Annotated in this window: 16 protein-coding genes and 2 pseudogenes; 10 read left to right on the plus strand and 8 right to left on the minus strand. The window is 54.5% G+C overall.

Translation table 11 applies throughout. The features are described 5' to 3' along the window. Window positions 1-60: 60 nt before the first annotated feature. Together ACSZPU_RS15720 and ACSZPU_RS15725 are read right to left on the minus strand one after the other, a co-directional pair. Window positions 61-858: pseudogene (locus ACSZPU_RS15720) on the minus strand (glycosyltransferase family 9 protein); the annotation flags it as partial. Window positions 859-881: 23 nt separating this feature from the next. Continuing rightward, window positions 882-1,844, minus strand: coding sequence for a polysaccharide deacetylase family protein (locus tag ACSZPU_RS15725; RefSeq protein ID WP_499000546.1), 963 nt, complete (start codon window positions 1,842-1,844; stop codon window positions 882-884). 110 nt (window positions 1,845-1,954) lie between these two features. Between ACSZPU_RS15725 and rfaQ the strand changes: the two genes are divergently transcribed. The 7 genes from rfaQ to coaD all read left to right on the plus strand — a co-directional run bounded on the left by rfaQ (window position 1,955) and on the right by coaD (window position 8,910). Next, window positions 1,955-3,031, plus strand: coding sequence for a putative lipopolysaccharide heptosyltransferase III (gene rfaQ / locus ACSZPU_RS15730; RefSeq protein WP_499000549.1), 1,077 nt, complete (start codon window positions 1,955-1,957; stop codon window positions 3,029-3,031). Beyond that, window positions 3,028-4,155 carry a glycosyltransferase family 4 protein gene (locus tag ACSZPU_RS15735; RefSeq protein ID WP_499000551.1) on the plus strand — a complete coding sequence of 376 codons (1,128 nt, stop codon included), beginning with the start codon at window positions 3,028-3,030 and terminating at the stop codon, window positions 4,153-4,155. Before rfaQ ends, ACSZPU_RS15735 begins: the two co-directional genes overlap by 4 nt. Before the next feature lie 2 nt (window positions 4,156-4,157). Next, the gene (locus ACSZPU_RS15740) at window positions 4,158-5,252 is read left to right on the plus strand and encodes a glycosyltransferase (protein WP_499000553.1); all 1,095 of its coding nucleotides are present in this window, start codon (window positions 4,158-4,160) and stop codon (window positions 5,250-5,252) included. A 28-nt stretch (window positions 5,253-5,280) separates the two neighbouring features. Next, window positions 5,281-6,270, plus strand: a complete 990-nt coding sequence (locus ACSZPU_RS15745; RefSeq protein ID WP_499000556.1) for a glycosyltransferase — start codon at window positions 5,281-5,283, stop codon at window positions 6,268-6,270. A gap of 115 nt (window positions 6,271-6,385) precedes the next feature. Next, on the plus strand, window positions 6,386-7,660 hold the full coding sequence (gene waaA / locus ACSZPU_RS15750; RefSeq protein WP_499000559.1) for a lipid IV(A) 3-deoxy-D-manno-octulosonic acid transferase: 1,275 nt from the start codon (window positions 6,386-6,388) through the stop codon (window positions 7,658-7,660). Further along, entirely contained in the window at window positions 7,660-8,430 is a 771-nt protein-coding gene (locus ACSZPU_RS15755; RefSeq protein ID WP_499000561.1) for a glycosyltransferase family 2 protein, read from the plus strand. The genes waaA and ACSZPU_RS15755 overlap by 1 nt, the downstream gene beginning before the upstream one ends. A gap of 3 nt (window positions 8,431-8,433) precedes the next feature. Beyond that, complete coding sequence (gene coaD / locus ACSZPU_RS15760; RefSeq protein WP_499000563.1) at window positions 8,434-8,910, plus strand: pantetheine-phosphate adenylyltransferase; 477 nt, start codon at window positions 8,434-8,436, stop codon at window positions 8,908-8,910. 120 nt (window positions 8,911-9,030) lie between these two features. Here the strand turns inward: coaD and mutM are convergent, their stop codons facing one another. From mutM to radC, 4 genes are all read right to left on the minus strand, one after another. Next, on the minus strand, window positions 9,031-9,840 hold the full coding sequence (gene mutM / locus ACSZPU_RS15765; RefSeq protein ID WP_499000566.1) for a bifunctional DNA-formamidopyrimidine glycosylase/DNA-(apurinic or apyrimidinic site) lyase: 810 nt from the start codon (window positions 9,838-9,840) through the stop codon (window positions 9,031-9,033). A 74-nt stretch (window positions 9,841-9,914) separates the two neighbouring features. After that, window positions 9,915-10,082, minus strand: coding sequence for a 50S ribosomal protein L33 (rpmG, locus tag ACSZPU_RS15770; protein WP_003024094.1), 168 nt, complete (start codon window positions 10,080-10,082; stop codon window positions 9,915-9,917). A 20-nt stretch (window positions 10,083-10,102) separates the two neighbouring features. After that, on the minus strand, window positions 10,103-10,339 hold the full coding sequence (gene rpmB, locus ACSZPU_RS15775; protein ID WP_002436699.1) for a 50S ribosomal protein L28: 237 nt from the start codon (window positions 10,337-10,339) through the stop codon (window positions 10,103-10,105). Window positions 10,340-10,557: 218 nt separating this feature from the next. Then, window positions 10,558-11,187: a RadC family protein gene (gene radC, locus ACSZPU_RS15780; protein WP_499000575.1), complete on the minus strand. Its 630-nt coding sequence runs from the start codon at window positions 11,185-11,187 to the stop codon at window positions 10,558-10,560. A gap of 216 nt (window positions 11,188-11,403) precedes the next feature. On the opposite strand from radC, the gene coaBC reads away from it, so the two are divergent. The 3 genes from coaBC (at window position 11,404) to slmA (ending at window position 13,767) form a co-directional block, all read left to right on the plus strand. Beyond that, window positions 11,404-12,615, plus strand: coding sequence for a bifunctional phosphopantothenoylcysteine decarboxylase/phosphopantothenate--cysteine ligase CoaBC (gene coaBC, locus ACSZPU_RS15785; RefSeq protein WP_499000585.1), 1,212 nt, complete (start codon window positions 11,404-11,406; stop codon window positions 12,613-12,615). Then, on the plus strand, window positions 12,593-13,051 hold the full coding sequence (dut, locus tag ACSZPU_RS15790) for a dUTP diphosphatase (RefSeq protein WP_499000577.1): 459 nt from the start codon (window positions 12,593-12,595) through the stop codon (window positions 13,049-13,051). Before coaBC ends, dut begins: the two co-directional genes overlap by 23 nt. A 119-nt stretch (window positions 13,052-13,170) precedes the next feature. Beyond that, window positions 13,171-13,767: a nucleoid occlusion factor SlmA gene (slmA, locus tag ACSZPU_RS15795; protein WP_499000580.1), complete on the plus strand. Its 597-nt coding sequence runs from the start codon at window positions 13,171-13,173 to the stop codon at window positions 13,765-13,767. A 100-nt stretch (window positions 13,768-13,867) separates the two neighbouring features. Here the strand turns inward: slmA and ACSZPU_RS15800 are convergent, their stop codons facing one another. Further along, the gene (locus tag ACSZPU_RS15800) at window positions 13,868-14,773 is read right to left on the minus strand and encodes an EamA family transporter (RefSeq protein ID WP_499000583.1); all 906 of its coding nucleotides are present in this window, start codon (window positions 14,771-14,773) and stop codon (window positions 13,868-13,870) included. A 100-nt stretch (window positions 14,774-14,873) separates the two neighbouring features. Continuing rightward, window positions 14,874-16,127: pseudogene (locus ACSZPU_RS15805) on the minus strand (carbohydrate porin); the annotation flags it as partial. Window positions 16,128-16,197: the final 70 nt, after the last annotated feature.

Raw genomic sequence — 16,197 nt, forward strand, 5'->3', positions numbered from 1 at the left:
ATACAGCTCAGCTAAGGTAAGGCTAATACAGCTAAGGACTCCACTGAACCCCACCGATTAAATCGCACCTTCCTTAAGATACAGGGCGTTATCAATATTGAGCTGGCTGACTTTCGCGCTCTGACCAATGATCACCGCCTTAACGACATAAGGCAGCGCGTTGAGATGCTCAACGATGCTGACAACCTGCTCGCGCGAAAAATCTTTATCCTCGGAACCGGTAAAAGGGTTGATCGCCACAAAACAGGTGTGCGGCGGTTCGGTCGCCAGCAGTTGCGCCACCTTCACACGCTCTTGTTCGTCTCCCGCCACGTGGTAGCGGTAATGGTCAGCCGTAATACCGAATAAATTCAGCACCTGCTGATAACGCGCGGAAATATGCTTTGTAGCATCAAAGAAAGCGATGGACTGATCAAAAAGCTTGTACTGCTCTTTGTTGTAGCCAATGACGCAACCCACATTCAGTTCAGACAGTAGTTTGAAACGCTCATAGGTATTCACATCGTCGAAATCAATAACCGCATCAAAGCGTTCGGCCTGTAACGCCGCCAGCGACATGCGTGGCTTATAGAGATGAACGTTTTCCAGGTAATCCGCACCGGCCAAAATTTGCTTGCACACAGGCCCCGTTAGCACCGAAACACGATACCCCTGTGCCGCCAGCGCCTGTGCGCAGCCCGTCGTCACCACCATATCGCCGATTTTGTCATCGAGGCGCAGCAACAACAGGTGCTTCACGGCCTGCGGATTAAATGGCGCCCGCGCGGCCTTGTGGCGATAGCGACGATTAATCAACGCAAATTTAATGCTACGGAAAAACGCGTTTTTTTTGCGCGTGAATTGCTTAAGAGCACCCATCGTTTCCTACTCAACCTGTCTGTTTAGCGCTGTGCAATTTTTTGCTGATAGTATTGCGCCAGGGTCATTCCCTGAACGCGTGGCTGTAGCCACGTAAAGAAGGACTCCAGATCATCATAAAGACGCTCGATATCCTGTTCATTTTTAAACGTTGGGCTACCGCCAGGCATGTATTCCGAAGAATGCAGCATGTACTCGACATAATCGTTGCCCTGCGCCAGCGTCTGCTCCACCACGCGCTGCATGGAATCGACATTGCCGCCCATTGGACGCAGCCAGTGAACGGAAGGCGAACGCAGCTTACCGCGCAACTTGTCATAGCCCTGCTTGATGCTGTTCATCAGCGCCGAGTGCTTGAACTGAATGCTCATTGGCACCTCAAGCAGCGGAGAGTTGCCGGGCTTGCTGATGTCATTTTCATCCAGGAAATAGGCCTGTAGCGGGAAATGGCGGTAATCCGTTCCCCCGGTCCCTTGCGGCGCCCCTTTCGCGGTCTTCCAGTTCACCTTCGGCGTGACAGAACAATCCACCTCATAGCCATATTCAACCAACAGGTGCGCATAGCGTTCATCAAAGGCCCAGCGTCCGGCACGGTGGCTGCGCATTTTAGTCTGGAAGGTGTCCTGCAGGAGTTTGGTCATAAAATCGACTTTTTCCCGCATCAGCGCGTCTGAATACTCGATAAGGTAGGGCTTGTAGCGCCAGTCGTTATTGGTGAGCGGCGTCTCCGGCGGACTGTTCCAGGCGTGTAAGTGCATGCCGATTTCTGCCGTTCCCCGGGCAATCACATTCTGGCCAAACTCAATAAAGAACGGGTCGACGGCCATTTCATAATTGGTGAGATAAACCGGTTTGAAACCATACTTTTCACAAACAGCCTGAAAACGCGGCAAATACTTTGCATTTTCCGTGGTGATACTGTCATTTTTTTGCCAGAGGTTGTCACCCTCTGTATCGATCGTGATAAGAAATGCGGGTTTCTGCACGTCTTTGTCCTCAGGCTTAGTTATCCGGCCATGGTAGAGCAATACAACGCTTCTCTCAATGCATCTGATAACCTAGAATCAGAGGCTTGTAATCGGATTAAGAAGACCGTATGACGCCCGAAACCCGACCTTCCGACAGCAAAATGCCTGCGCGCATTTTAGTGATAAAGCTACGTCATCATGGCGATATGCTGCTGATTACGCCCGTGATTCAGACACTTAGCCAGCGCTATCCTGACGCAAAAATCGACGTTTTGCTGTATGAAGAGACGCGGGATATGCTTGCCGCTAACACGGATATTCATCGCATTTACGGTATTGACCGGAAATGGAAAAAACAGGGGCAGCGGCATCTGATCGCGATGGAATGGGGACTGCTACGCACTCTGCGTAAGCAACAATACGATCTGGTGCTAAATCTGGCCGACCAATGGCGCAGCGCCATCGTTACCCGCTTTACCGGTGCCGCTCGTCGCATCGGTTTTGATTTCCCGAAACGCCGCCACCCCGTCTGGCGTTTTTGCCATACCGACCTCGCCTCTACCGAGCGCCATAACAGCCTGCACACGGTCCAACAAAATCTCTCCATTCTGGCACCGCTGGGTATAGATGAACAACATGCCCCGGCCAAAATGGGCTATAGCGAATCAGACTGGCAGACGTGCAAGGCATTGTTGCCAGAGGGATTAACCGACGGTTATATCGTCGTGCAACCGACGTCGCGCTGGTTCTTTAAATGCTGGCAAGAGGATCGTATGAGCGCGGTAATTAACGCGCTCTCTGCCGACGGCTACACCGTTGTGCTCACCTCGGGCCCGGATGCGAAAGAGAAACAAATGGTCGATACCATTATCGAGGGCTGCCCGGAGGCGCGTCTGGTCTCGCTGGCTGGTAAGCTGACGCTGCGCCAGCTTGGCGCGCTAATTGACCACGCCCGCCTGTTTATTGGCGTTGATTCCGTCCCTATGCACATGGCCGCCGCGCTCAATACGCCGCTGGTTGCCCTGTTTGGCCCGTCTAAACTGACCTTCTGGCGTCCGTGGCAGGCGCAAGGAGAAGTGATTTGGGCAGGCGATTACGGTCCGCTTCCCGATCCTGACGTGATTGATACCCGCACCGATGAACGCTATTTGAATTTAATCCCTACCGAAGAGGTTATCGCTGCGGCAAGAAGGGTTTTAGCATGAGTAAATTTCGCCTGGCGCTGGTAAGACAGAAATACCGCCCCGATGGCGGCGCGGAACGCTTTGTCTCCCGCGCGCTGGAAGCGCTCGATAGCAGCAATCTCGAACTGAACGTCATCACCCGCGAATGGCAGGGACCGGTGAAGCCGGACTGGCAGATTCATATTTGTAACCCGAAAAAATGGGGCCGCATCAGCCGTGAACGCGGGTTTGCCAACGCGGCAAGAGCGCTCTGGGAAAGCAAGCAATTCGACCTGGTACAAAGCCACGAGCGTATTCCGGGCTGCGACCTGTATCGCGCCGGTGATGGTGTGCACCGCCGCTGGCTGGAGCAACGCGCGCGCATTCTGCCTGGCTGGAAACAAGCCTTGTTGTTCGCTGACCGCTATCACCGCTATGTGATGAATGCTGAACGCGAAATGTATCAGCATGACCATCTGCGCGGCGTCATTTGCAACGCCGAGATGATAAAGCAGGAGATCATTGCGGATTTCGGCCTGCCGGCGGACAAAATCCACGTCATTTATAACGCCATTGATAACCAGCGTTTCACGCCGCCGGATGACGAGACTTTTGCAGCCCTGCGCCAGCAGCACGGGATTCCGCTGCAGGCGACCTGTCTGGTGAATGTCGGCTCGGGCTTTGAACGTAAGGGGCTGGATGGGGCGATCCGAGCTATCGCCCCTACGGACCGCCACCTTTTCGTCGTCGGCAAAGATAAAGACCAGCGGCGCTACGAATCCCTGGCAGCATCGCTGAACTGCGTCAGTCGGGTGCATTTCTTTGGTATGCAAACAGAGACGCTGCCGTTCTACCAAATGGCGGATGGTCTGCTGCTGCCTACCCTTTACGATCCGTTCCCCAATGTGATTCTGGAAGCGATGGCCTGCGGTTTGCCGGTCATCACCACAACCGGCTGCGGTGGACAGGAATTTATTGTGCAGGGGCAAAATGGCTACGTGTGCGATGCGCTGGATATCCCCGCACTGCAAGACGCCGTTATGGCGTTACCTGCCCGCGCATTAGGCTCCAGTGAAGGGCAACACGCCCGTGAACGTATTTTGTCCTGCACAGCTGAGCGTCTGTCGACGCAATTACTCGCCCTTTATCAAAAGCTGGTGAAATGACCATGCGCATACTGTTTATCATTGATGGATTACCGGGCGGTGGTGCCGAGAAAGTCGTTCTGACACTCGCAGAAACCTTTTTACGCTGGGGCGATGAGGTGTCACTCTTTTCGCTGCGCGACGTCTGCGAATACCCTCTGCCTGCGGGGCTGGATTACCGGGTTATCGCAGATAAATGCCGTAAACCCTGGCGCAAGCTGACGGAAATATCTCGTCGCGCGCGCCAGCTTGACGATGCGGTCATCGACGCCGAGAAGTCAGGGCGTTTCGACCTGGTGTTATCTAACCTGCATAAAACCGACCGTATCGTGTCGTGCAGTAAAGCCCTGCGTTCGCACAATCTGTGGTTCTGCCTGCATGGTGTCTTTTCAACGTCTTATCTTGGTCACCGGACGGGCTTTGACCGCTGGCTGAAACAGCAAAAAATCAAACGTGTTTATCAGGGGCGCAATATTGTCAGCGTCTCCAGCGCCGTCGGGCAGGACCTGGTCGAACAATTCACCGTCCAGCCTGCGCAGTTGAAAACCATCTACAACCCGTTTGATATTGCCGCGATCCGCGCAAGTGCCGAGGCTCCCTTCGAGATGGCCGGGCAGGATTACATTATTCACGTCGGGCGCTTGCACCTTGGAAAGCGTCATGACCGCCTGATTGAAGCCTATGCACTGAGTAACATCGCCGCGCCGTTAGTACTACTCGGTCAAGGTAAGCCAGAACAGGATCAGCGTTTACGCGCGCTGGCGGAGCAACTGGGCGTTGCCGATCGCGTGCTGTTTAAAGGCTTTCAAAGCAACCCACATTCCTGGATGAAACAGGCACGCATGCTGGTGCTCAGCTCCGATAGCGAAGGTCTTGGCAATGTGGTCATTGAAGCCTTGATTCTGGGCACGCCCGTTGCCAGCACTCGCTGTCCAGGCGGCATCCCTGAGATCCTGACCGGCCCGCTGGCGCAAGGGCTTGCAGAGTTGAATAGCCCTGCGCTGGCTCAGGCGATGCAAAGCATTTACACTAATCCGCCGATTATTGAGCAGGCTGCGCTGGAAAAATTCAGCGTGGAGACAATCTGTCAGCAATATCGCCAGTTAGGCAAAGACTAACTGGCCCATTACCGATACCGGATCTTTTATGAGTCAAAACCCTTTACTGAGCATCGTGGTCGCGGTGTACAACGGCGGGAAATTCCTCGCACAGTTTTTTGAATGCATCGAACAACAGCAGCTTGAAAGCTATGAACTGATCCTGGTGAACGACGGTTCAACCGATGACAGCCTTGCCGTTATCGACGCCTGGCGCGACAGAATGCAGAACGTCACGTTGATTCAGCAAGAGAACCAGGGCGTTTCCGTCGCGCGCAATTCCGGCCTCGCGATTGCAAAAGGCAAATACCTGACCTTCCCCGATATTGACGATAAGCTCTACCCTGGCATGTTTCGCACGCTGCTGGATATGGCGGAAAAAGGCAATCTGGATGTCGCCACCTGCAATGGCCGTTATGTTTATGAAAAAAAACGTGAAAGCCACCCTATTTTCCCGCCAGATCGCTTAGCGTCAACACCCGTATTACCCGGCCACGTCTGGCTGAAAACGGCGCTCGATTCGCGCAAGTTCTTGCACGTCACCTGGCTGAATATCTATCGCCGGGAATTTATTACTCAGCATAATTTTCATTTTGAACCCGGACTGCGCCACCAGGACATTCCCTGGACCACGGAAGTGCTGCTGGCCGCCGAGCGCGTGCAGTACACCAGCGAAGCGTTTTATGACTACTACATTCACTCAGAATCGGTGTCGCACAAGCCGGACAATGACGATACGTTGATGCGATCAGCGCGCCATTACATGAAAATTCTTGAGATGCTGGACGCCATCAATAAACGTTATCCCGATAAGGCGCGCAATATCTCCGCCTGCCGCTGGCAAATCGCCAAAGAAGGGCTCGGCATTATTCATACTTTCGATGAAATGAAAGATGATGCGAAAAAACATATTATCATCAGTGAGTTTTTCGAGCGTGGAATCTGGCGGCTGATTTGGACCAATGCCAGTTCACTGCGTTTACGCTGGCGACTGGGACGCCGCTATTTCCGAATTAAAAAATACCGCCATGCCGCGTAGTGTGTGCCGCATTCGCGTTATAGCGCTGATGCAGTATCAATGCGCCAAAGATATAGCTTTAAGCGGGCTAAATGCTTAGAATTTGCCCGCCGAAACTTAAAAAACGGATAATCGCTTGGAATTGTTGTATACCATCCTGCTCTACTTAATTCAGCCTCTGGTGTGGCTGCGGCTTTTGCTTCGCAGCCGCAAGGCCCCGGCTTACCGTAAACGCTGGGCTGAACGCTATGGTTTTTGTCGTAATAAAGTAAAGCCGGACGGTATTTTGCTGCATTCCGTTTCCGTAGGCGAAACGCTGGCCGCCGTTCCGCTGGTCCGCGCATTACGCCACCGCTACCCGACGCTGCCGATCACTGTCACCACCATGACACCCACGGGCTCAGAGCGCGCACTGTCCGCCTTTGGCAAAGATGTGCATCATGTCTATTTGCCCTATGACCTGCCTTGCGCCATGCGTCGTTTCCTCAATACGGTCCGCCCGAAGCTGGTGATCGTGATGGAAACTGAGCTGTGGCCCAATATGATTTCCGCGCTGCATGCCCGCAAAATCCCGCTGGTGATTGCCAACGCCCGCCTGTCAGAGCGTTCAGCGAAAGGCTACGGCAAGCTGGGCAAATTTATGCGTCGCGTACTCAGTAAAATCACGCTGATGGCGGCACAAACCCAGGAAGATGGCGACCGTTTCCTGCAATTGGGCCTCAAACGCAACCAGCTCGCCGTTACCGGCAGCCTCAAATTTGATATTTCCGTCACCCCTGAACTGGCCGCCCGTGCGATTACTTTGCGCCGTCAGTGGGCACCGCGTCGCAAAGTGTGGATTGCGACCAGTACTCACGAAGGCGAAGAAGCGATTATTCTGCAGGCGCATCGCAAGCTGCTGGAGACATTCCCGGATTTGCTGTTAATTCTGGCTCCGCGCCACCCGGAACGCTTCCCGGATGCCTGCGACATGGCCCGTAAGGGTGGCTTTAGCTTTATTACCCGCAGTTCTGGCGAAATCCCGTCTGGCAGCACCCAGCTCGTTATTGGCGACACCATGGGAGAGCTGATGATGCTTTACGGCATTGCTGATATCGCCTTCGTGGGCGGTAGCCTCGTGGAACGCGGCGGTCACAACCCGCTCGAAGCAGCAGCACACGCCCTGCCGGTGCTGATGGGGCCACATACCTTTAACTTCAAAGATATCTGCGCGCGTCTGCAAGAAGCTGACGGCCTGATTACCGTTACCGGTACTGACTCGCTGGTTAAAGAGGTATCCACCTTACTGACCGATGAAGATTACCGCTTATGGTGTGGTCGCCACGCCGTTGAAGTCCTGCATCAGAACCAGGGCGCGCTGACGCGTCTGCTGCAACTCCTGCAACCGTATTTGCCTCAGCGGAGCCATTAATGTCTCAACGCCTGTCGGTGGTCATGATCGCCAAAAACGCGGCAGACCTGCTGCCAGACTGCTTAGCATCCGTCGCCTGGGCCGATGAAATCATTCTGCTCGACTCCGGCAGCCAGGATGCCACGCTCGATGTGGCGCGTGCGGCAGGCATCAACGTCTTCACCGATACCGACTGGCAGGGCTACGGTATTCAGCGCCAGAAGGCGCAACGCTTCGCCAGCGGTGACTATGTGCTGATGATTGACACCGACGAACGCGTCACGCCGGAACTGGCGCAGGCCATTCGCGCGGTGCTCGACGCCCCACAGCCGGATGCGGTTTACAGCATTGCCCGGCGTAACTTCTTCCTCGGCCGTTTTATGCGCCATAGCGGCTGGTATCCCGACCGGGTGATGCGACTCTATCCCCGCGAGTGCTATCAGTACAACGCCAATCTGGTGCATGAATCACTGGAAACCCAGGGTGCGAAAGTTATCGAGCTCAAAGGCGACCTGCTGCACCTGACCTGCCGCGATTTCGCCAGCTTTCAGCGCAAACAATTGAACTACGCCACCGCCTGGGCGCAAGAACGCCATCAGAAGGGCAAGAAGGCATCGCTGACGGGTATTTTCACCCATACGCTGGGGGCGTTCCTGAAAACGCTGCTGCTGCGCGGTGGCGTGCTGGATGGTAAACAAGGCTGGCTGCTCGCGGTGGTCAATGCGCAGTATACTTTCAATAAATACACCGAACTGTGGGCGCTAAACCACGGTTACAGCGAGAAAACGTAAGCGATGAGCACAAAAGCGATTTATCCCGGTACGTTTGATCCCATTACCAACGGGCATATTGATATTGTGACCCGCGCTGCCACCATGTTCGATGAGGTGGTACTGGCCATTGCCGCCAGCCCGAGTAAAAAACCGATGTTTACGCTTGATGAGCGCGTGGCGCTGGCTCAGGAAGCAACCAAACAGATTCCTAACGTCACGGTGACGGGCTTTAGCGATTTGATGGCCAATTTTGCGCGTGACCAGCAGGCGAACATTTTGATTCGCGGCCTGCGCGCGGTGGCAGATTTTGAGTATGAGATGCAGCTGGCGCACATGAATCGCCATCTGATGCCTGACCTGGAAAGCGTGTTTCTAATGCCGTCAAAAGAGTGGTCGTTTATTTCGTCCACCCTGGTGAAAGAGGTGGCGCGCCACCAGGGCGATGTCTCCCACTTCCTGCCAGCTAACGTGCATCAGGCACTGCTGAAAAAGCTGTAGGGCGTTCTTCCCGGAGGCGGCGCTTGACGCGCCTTGTCCGGGCCATCAGTCCGCAGACGCCTGGAAACCTGTAGCCCGGCTAAGCGCAGCGCGAGCCGGGATCAACGCAACCATCGCACTTTACTTCTGGCACTGACGGCAATAAAACGTCGCGCGCTGCGCATGCTTCGACGCGATAATTGGCGTTCCACACACCCGGCACGGCTCACCTTTACGCCCATAGACCTGCAGCTCCTGCGCAAAATACCCGGGCTTGCCGTCACTTTGCAGGAAATCTTTCAGCGTAGTACCGCCCTGCTCGATCGAACGCAGCAGCACCGCTTTAATCACCCGCACCAGCAATTCATACTCCTCGCGTGATAGCAACGAGGCCAGCCGATCAGGATGGATCCCGGCGGCAAACAGCGATTCACTGGCGTAGATATTGCCCACCCCCACCACCAGCTTGTTGTCCATCAGCCAGGGTTTGATAGCGGTTTTCTTCTTCGCACATTTCTGTTGCAGGTAATCGGCGTTAAACGCGTCGCTTAGCGGTTCTGGTCCCAGATGGGCCAGCACGTTGTGGCCTTCCAGCTCTTTCGTCCACAGCCAGGCACCAAAGCGTCTGGGGTCAGTGTAGCGCAGCACTTTACCGTTACTCATCACCAGGTCGACGTGGTCATGCTTTTCTGCCGGTAACTCTTCAGGAAGAATACGCAGGCTACCCGACATGCCGAGGTGGATGATGATCCAGCCGTCAGGCAGTTCCAGCAGTAAATATTTGGCACGGCGCTGAACGCTGAGCACGGGTTTATCGCTCAACGCATGTATCTCATCGGAAACCGGCCAGCGCAGGCGACCGTTGCGCACGATGGCATGAAGAATGGTTGCGCCGACCAGATGCGGTTCTATTCCACGTCGGCTGGTTTCTACCTCAGGTAATTCAGGCATGGCTCCTCCTTTGAGATACACAGAATGCAAAAAACCCCGCAGGTGCGGGGTTTTTCAATACAAGGAGACTAAAATTATTTGATTTTAGCTTCTTTGTACAGTACGTGCTGACGGACAACTGGATCGAATTTTTTCAGTTCCAGTTTTTCCGGTTTAGTACGTTTGTTCTTCGTGGTGGTGTAGAAGTGACCTGTACCAGCAGAAGAAACCAGCTTGATTTTCTCACGAATACCTTTAGCCATGATTTATTTCCTCTAAGTACTTAGTACTTTTCGCCACGGGCACGCAGTTCGGACAGAACTGTATCGATGCCTTTCTTATCAATAACACGCATACCTTTAGCAGATACACGCAGGGTGACAAAACGCTTTTCGCTCTCAACCCAGAAACGGTGAGAGTGCAGGTTCGGCAGGAAACGGCGTTTAGTCGCGTTCAGTGCGTGGGAACGGTTGTTACCGGTCACCGGACGCTTGCCAGTAACTTGGCAGACTCGGGACATGTCTATTCTCCAAAAATCAAATTAGCTCGAGCTTCGTATGGGGTATTGGCGCCTCGTCAGGCTTTACAGCCCAGTCATCGCGTAGTTCTAAGCGAACTCTCGATTGCCAGGCCCAAATGCCAAACCCGAGATTCTCAAAGGTGGCGTAGTATACGCTGACTCGGCGATGTGCTCAAGTCCCGAACAGACAAAGATCCCGATGGATCGCCTAAAGAGGTCTAAATCCAGCCCCGTTCAGCGAACGAAACGTACTCTCCACGGCCTATCACCAGATGATCGAGCACACGAATATCCATGAACTGACAGCACTTCACCACCCTTTCGGTGATGATTCTATCCGCTTTGCTGGGTTCAGCGCTACCCGAAGGATGATTATGTGCAAGGATCACGGCGGCGGCATTCACTTTAATTGCCTCGCGGACAATCTCGCGCGGGTGCACTTCCACCTGATTAATGGTGCCGGAAAAAAGACGGCTGTGCTTCAACACCCGGTTCTGGTTATCCAGAAAGATCGCCATAAAGATCTCGCGCTCTTCCCCCGTCAGCTGACTTTGCAGAAATTCCCGGGTCAGTTCCGGGCTTAACAAAGACGTCTCTTCCAGCACCCGCACGCTGTAGTAACGCCGCGCCAGCTCGGCAATCCCTTTCAATTGCGCGTATTTCGCCACGCCTATGCCGTTGACGTTTGAGAACTCTTTATAATCCGCCGAGAGCAGCCCGTAGAGCGAACCGAAGTGCTGCAGCAAGTCGCGGGAAAGCGTCATCACTGATTTCCCCTGCGTGCCGGTGCGTAAAAACAGCGCCAGCAGCTCAACATCCGTCAGCGACTCAATGCCCGCGCTCATCATTTTTTTCTCTGGGCAATAACGGGGGTAAAAAAACCGTTTCCATGTCGAAATCCTCCCTTTTACCGGCCATGCTGCCACACGCAAACCGGGCCATCGACCCGGGATCGCCGTACTTGCGTAACGCTTCGCAAAGAGCACGACGGGCAAAAGCACGACAGCACCAGGATTGTGATAAAATGCCCGCCTTCTGGTGAAATCCAACAGGAAAGAATCATGATGAGTCTGGCGGGTAAAAAAATCGTTCTTGGCGTGAGCGGAGGTATCGCGGCCTATAAAACGCCTGAACTGGTGCGTCGTCTGCGCGATCGCGGTGCCGAAGTGCGTGTGGCGATGACCGAAGCGGCGAAGGCCTTTATTACGCCGCTGAGCCTGCAGGCGGTTTCCGGCTATCCGGTTTCCGACAGCCTGCTCGACCCGGCCGCCGAAGCCGCAATGGGCCATATTGAGCTCGGGAAATGGGCGGATCTGGTGATTCTCGCCCCCGCCACCGCCGATTTAATCGCGCGCGTTGCCGCCGGTATGGCGAATGACCTGGTGTCGACAATTTGCCTCGCCACGCCTTCCCCGGTCGCGGTAGTACCCGCCATGAACCAGCAGATGTATCGCGCCGCCGCCACCCAGCATAATTTAGAGGTGCTGTCCTCGCGCGGCCTGCTATTGTGGGGGCCGGATAGCGGCAGCCAGGCCTGTGGCGATATAGGCCCAGGCCGGATGCTGGATCCGCTGACAATCGTTGATCTCGCCGCCGCGCATTTCTCGCCTGTCAACGATCTGCAACATCTGAACATCATGATTACTGCCGGTCCAACTCGCGAGCCGCTGGACCCGGTGCGTTATATTACGAACCATAGCTCCGGCAAGATGGGTTTTGCCATTGCCGCTGCCGCCGCCCGTCGTGGCGCGAACGTAACACTGGTATCAGGCCCGGTGTCGTTAGCCACCCCGGCATGGGTCAACCGTATTGACGTGACCACCGCCCAGGAGATGGAGGCCGCTGTACAGGGCCTCGCTCAGCAGCAGCACATATTTATTGGCTGTGCCGCCGTCGCGGATTATCGCGCCGCCGCCATTGCCGACGAAAAAATCAAAAAGCAAGGCGATGAATTAACAATAAAAATGGTCAAAAACCCGGATATCGTCGCCGGTGTCGCCGCGTTGACCGAACATCGCCCCTATGTCGTTGGGTTTGCCGCCGAAACAAATAATGTGGAAGAATATGCCCGGCAAAAACGTGCCCGCAAAAACCTCGATCTGATCTGCGCCAATGACGTTTCGCAATCAAATCAAGGTTTTAATAGCGACAATAACGCTTTGCATCTTTTCTGGCAGGATGGCGATAAACCTTTACCGCTAAAGAGCAAGGAACAGTTAGGCCACTTATTACTGGACGAGATCGTTACCCGTTATGATGAAAAAAATCGACGTTAAGATTCTGGACCCGCGCGTAGGCAAGCAATTTCCACTGCCAACCTACGCCACCGCCGGTTCTGCCGGCCTTGACCTGCGTGCCTGTCTCGACGACGCCGTAGAACTGGCGCCGGGCGCGACCACCCTGCTGCCGACCGGTCTGGCGATTCATATTGCCGACCCGTCGCTGGCCGCCGTGATTCTGCCGCGTTCTGGGCTCGGCCATAAGCATGGCATCGTGCTGGGCAACCTGGTGGGGCTGATCGACTCCGACTACCAGGGGCAGCTGATGGTGTCCGTCTGGAACCGTGGTCAGGACGGCTTTACGATTGAACCGGGCGAGCGCATCGCACAAATGGCGTTTGTCCCGGTTGTTCAGGCAGAATTTAATCTGGTTGAAGAGTTTGACGCCACAGACCGTGGTGAAGGTGGCTTCGGCCACTCCGGGCGTAAATAAGCAGCCCATTTAACGCATCCTGCGGCGAAATAACGCCATAACATTACCGCAAATTCCGGTTTGCGGTCGCCGCGTGGATGTTCGCCTGATAAGCGCTTATTTCAGGGGTATTTTGCAACATGGCAGAAAAACAAACCGCGAAAAGGAATCGTCGCGAAGAAATACTTCAGTCTCTGGCACTGATGCTTGAATCCAGCGATGGAAGTCAACGCATCACGACGGCAAAACTGGCGGCGTCTGTTGGCGTCTCCGAGGCCGCGTTGTACCGTCATTTCCCTAGCAAGACACGCATGTTCGATAGCCTCATCGAGTTTATCGAAGATAGCCTGATTACCCGCATCAACCTGATCATGAAAGATGAAAAGGACACCACGGCGCGCCTGCGTCTGATTGTCCAACTGATTCTGGGGTTCGGTGAGCGTAATCCAGGGCTGACCCGCATTCTTACCGGTCATGCGCTGATGTTTGAGCAGGATCGCTTACAAGGGCGTATCAATCAGCTTTTCGAGCGTATCGAATCCCAGATTCGCCAGGTCCTGCGCGAAAAGAAGATGCGTGAAGGTGAAGGCTACGTCACTGACGAAACGCTGCTGGCAAGTCAGCTGCTGTCGTTTTGTGAGGGGATGCTGTCGCGCTTTGTACGCAGCGAGTTCAAATACAGCCCAACGGATGAGTTTGAGGCGCGCTGGCCACTACTGGCGGCACAGCTGCAGTAATCTTCCTCTGCAGCCCTCAGGGGCTGCATTCCTCTTCCCCGCCTGCGATAACTGTTACCCATGTTTCCGGTTCAGACAGTAGCGCCACCGGGAGAATGACTCAGGCCGCAGCCTGTACTCGCTTGCGCGAATCCAGCGAAATCAGCAGCACCGACGACACAATCATCAGCGTGCCCAGCCAGTCTGGCAGCGTAAAGGCGATACCCAGCAGAGCCACCGAAAGCAGCGCGCTGCTCAGCGGTTCGGCACAGCTCAGAATACTGGCACGTGAGCCACCAATCATCTGCGCCCCTTTCAGGTACAGGCTAAAGGTCAGCGCGGTGCCCACCATCACCAGATACATAAAAGCCATCACCAGATTGCCGTCGATAACGAAATCGCCGCCTTTATTGCCATAGAACGGCGTCAGCATTAACCCGGCAAGGAACATACTCCAGCCGACAATCGGCAGCGTGCCGTAGCGGGCGATAAGTTTAGACGGATAGGTCGAATAGAGCGCGGCGGAAAACGCCGAGGCGATGCCCCACACTAAGGCGTCGGTGGAGATCGACAGTGAGGTCAGATTTCCGTGGGTCACCAGTAACAGGGTGCCAATCAGAGAGGTCGCAATCGCCGCCGTGACGGGGAGCGTCGGCTTCGCTTTTCGCACCAGGGCAAACCACATCACGATGATGGTCGGTGAGAGGAACTGCAGTACCGTCGCCGTGGCGGCGTTGGATTTCTCGATAGTCACCAGGAAGGTAAGCTGTACGATCAGCGCGCCAAATAGCGAAAAGAACAGCAGACTCAGCGTGTCTTTGCGGTTTTTCACGATTGAGAAAATTTTATCACCATGGAAAAACGACAGAATTAATAACACTGCGCCGCCGGACAGCAGGCGAACCATCGTTAGCCAGGGAGCTGCGATGTGACTTTTCTCCATGATGTACTGGGCACAAACCCCGGAACTGCCCCATAAAATGGCGGCAATCAGTACATAAAGCATCCCTTTTTTCGTGGAACCCATTTCCCCAACCTACCATGCTGATTGCTTATTCTTAAGCCGCTCATCATAACATAAGCAGATTGTGATCGGGGTCGCATCCGTGCTCCCCCGACAATTTACCTTAGAACCAGGCTTCCCACATCGCACCGATGTTGAAAGAGTCCAGAGTGGTGTCTTCCGTGCCGTTAACCCGTGCGGTGTGTTTGTTATCCACTTCACCGCCGGTCACGTAGAAACGCAGCATTGGACGGAACTCCGGCCCCATATCGATGGAGATGTTCTGCGACAGGGTCGCTTTCCAGCCGTTGTTATCGCCGCCTTTGTCGTAGGCCACTTTCTGCCAGTCCAGCTCCAGCCAGGTTGAATGGACGTCGTTCCACCAGTACATCGGACGCACAATGGCGTTGTAGTTCTTACGGTTGTCAGACTTGTCTGCGCTGTTGTCGTAATCGTGGAAGGCGAGCAGATATTCCACCTGCATCTGGCGACTAAACTTGTGCAGCCCTTCGAAGCTGGCATAAATCGTCTTCAGATCATCCGTTTTGTTGTAAACGCTGTTATCTGAGTTGTCGGAATAACGGGCGATCACCTTATTCACGCCGCTGTCGTTGGTATGGCTTAACACCACGCCACCCTGCTAGGCTTTCAGACGGGCGTCGCTTTCAATGGCTTTCGAGTCAAAGCCGTAGTTAGCATAAATTTCCAGATCCAGCGGGCCGACTTTCATGCCGTGGATTTTTGAGGTGACCGCGTAGTTACCTTTATCACCCACATTGGAACCACCAGTACAGGTGATACGCGACGGGTTACCGCCGTCATCCTCGATTTCCGGATTACAGGATTCCACGGCTGCGACGGTGGCTACGTCAAACTGCACACCGCCTATATCGAAGTTTTTCACCCCGGCGCCCTGCCCATCGTGGTTCATCCAGAAGTAGTCGTTGATGCCCTGTTGCGGACGCTGGTGGAAGTCTCGACCCGCCCAGAAATAGGCATTCGGGTTGGATTCCAACAGGTTAGTTACGCCCGCGTAGGCTTTTTTCAGGTTAACTTCATCGCCCCAGTGGTCGAACATCACGTTGACATCCCAGATGGCCCCGTGCGAACTCTTGAACGCTTTGGAAAGCTGGAATTCGCCGCCGTTGCCTTCGTTACCCAGACGACCAATCGCCGAGGAACCGTTATAGGAACCGTCTACGCCAACGTATTTCTGATCGCCAGTCTGGTAATGGGCGCCATAACGGGCGTAACCACTGAATTTTAAGCCGTATGGCACAGCAAGGTCCGGCGTTTGCGCGGTACTTTGCGGCTCGGTAATAACATCCGCTTTTTTATCAATAGCGGCATCCATTTTTGCCTGCCGCTCGGCTAAGGAAGGTGCGATTTAATCGTCAATTATGAGAACATAACCCTTTCTTTGACATAGACTTTTCACGATGCCCGCT

The organism is Phytobacter sp. V69 (assembly GCF_965644215.1).
Classification (GTDB): Bacteria; Pseudomonadota; Gammaproteobacteria; order Enterobacterales; family Enterobacteriaceae; genus Phytobacter.

What these genes read in the sequence shown, in the direction of transcription:
- rfaQ (WP_499000549.1), top strand. Translation starts at nt 1,955, where the DNA reads ATGACGCCCGAAACCCGACCTTCCGACAGCAAAATGCCTGCGCGCATT.
- ACSZPU_RS15735 (WP_499000551.1), top strand. Translation starts at nt 3,028, where the DNA reads ATGAGTAAATTTCGCCTGGCGCTGGTAAGACAGAAATACCGCCCCGAT.
- ACSZPU_RS15740 (WP_499000553.1), top strand. Translation starts at nt 4,158, where the DNA reads ATGCGCATACTGTTTATCATTGATGGATTACCGGGCGGTGGTGCCGAG.
- ACSZPU_RS15745 (WP_499000556.1), top strand. Translation starts at nt 5,281, where the DNA reads ATGAGTCAAAACCCTTTACTGAGCATCGTGGTCGCGGTGTACAACGGC.
- ACSZPU_RS15755 (WP_499000561.1), top strand. Translation starts at nt 7,660, where the DNA reads ATGTCTCAACGCCTGTCGGTGGTCATGATCGCCAAAAACGCGGCAGAC.
- coaD (WP_499000563.1), top strand. Translation starts at nt 8,434, where the DNA reads ATGAGCACAAAAGCGATTTATCCCGGTACGTTTGATCCCATTACCAAC.
- mutM (WP_499000566.1), bottom strand. Translation starts at nt 9,840, where the DNA reads ATGCCTGAATTACCTGAGGTAGAAACCAGCCGACGTGGAATAGAACCG.
- rpmG (WP_003024094.1), bottom strand. Translation starts at nt 10,082, where the DNA reads ATGGCTAAAGGTATTCGTGAGAAAATCAAGCTGGTTTCTTCTGCTGGT.
- rpmB (WP_002436699.1), bottom strand. Translation starts at nt 10,339, where the DNA reads ATGTCCCGAGTCTGCCAAGTTACTGGCAAGCGTCCGGTGACCGGTAAC.
- radC (WP_499000575.1), bottom strand. Translation starts at nt 11,187, where the DNA reads ATGATGAGCGCGGGCATTGAGTCGCTGACGGATGTTGAGCTGCTGGCG.
- coaBC (WP_499000585.1), top strand. Translation starts at nt 11,404, where the DNA reads ATGAGTCTGGCGGGTAAAAAAATCGTTCTTGGCGTGAGCGGAGGTATC.
- dut (WP_499000577.1), top strand. Translation starts at nt 12,593, where the DNA reads ATGATGAAAAAAATCGACGTTAAGATTCTGGACCCGCGCGTAGGCAAG.
- slmA (WP_499000580.1), top strand. Translation starts at nt 13,171, where the DNA reads ATGGCAGAAAAACAAACCGCGAAAAGGAATCGTCGCGAAGAAATACTT.
- ACSZPU_RS15800 (WP_499000583.1), bottom strand. Translation starts at nt 14,773, where the DNA reads ATGGGTTCCACGAAAAAAGGGATGCTTTATGTACTGATTGCCGCCATT.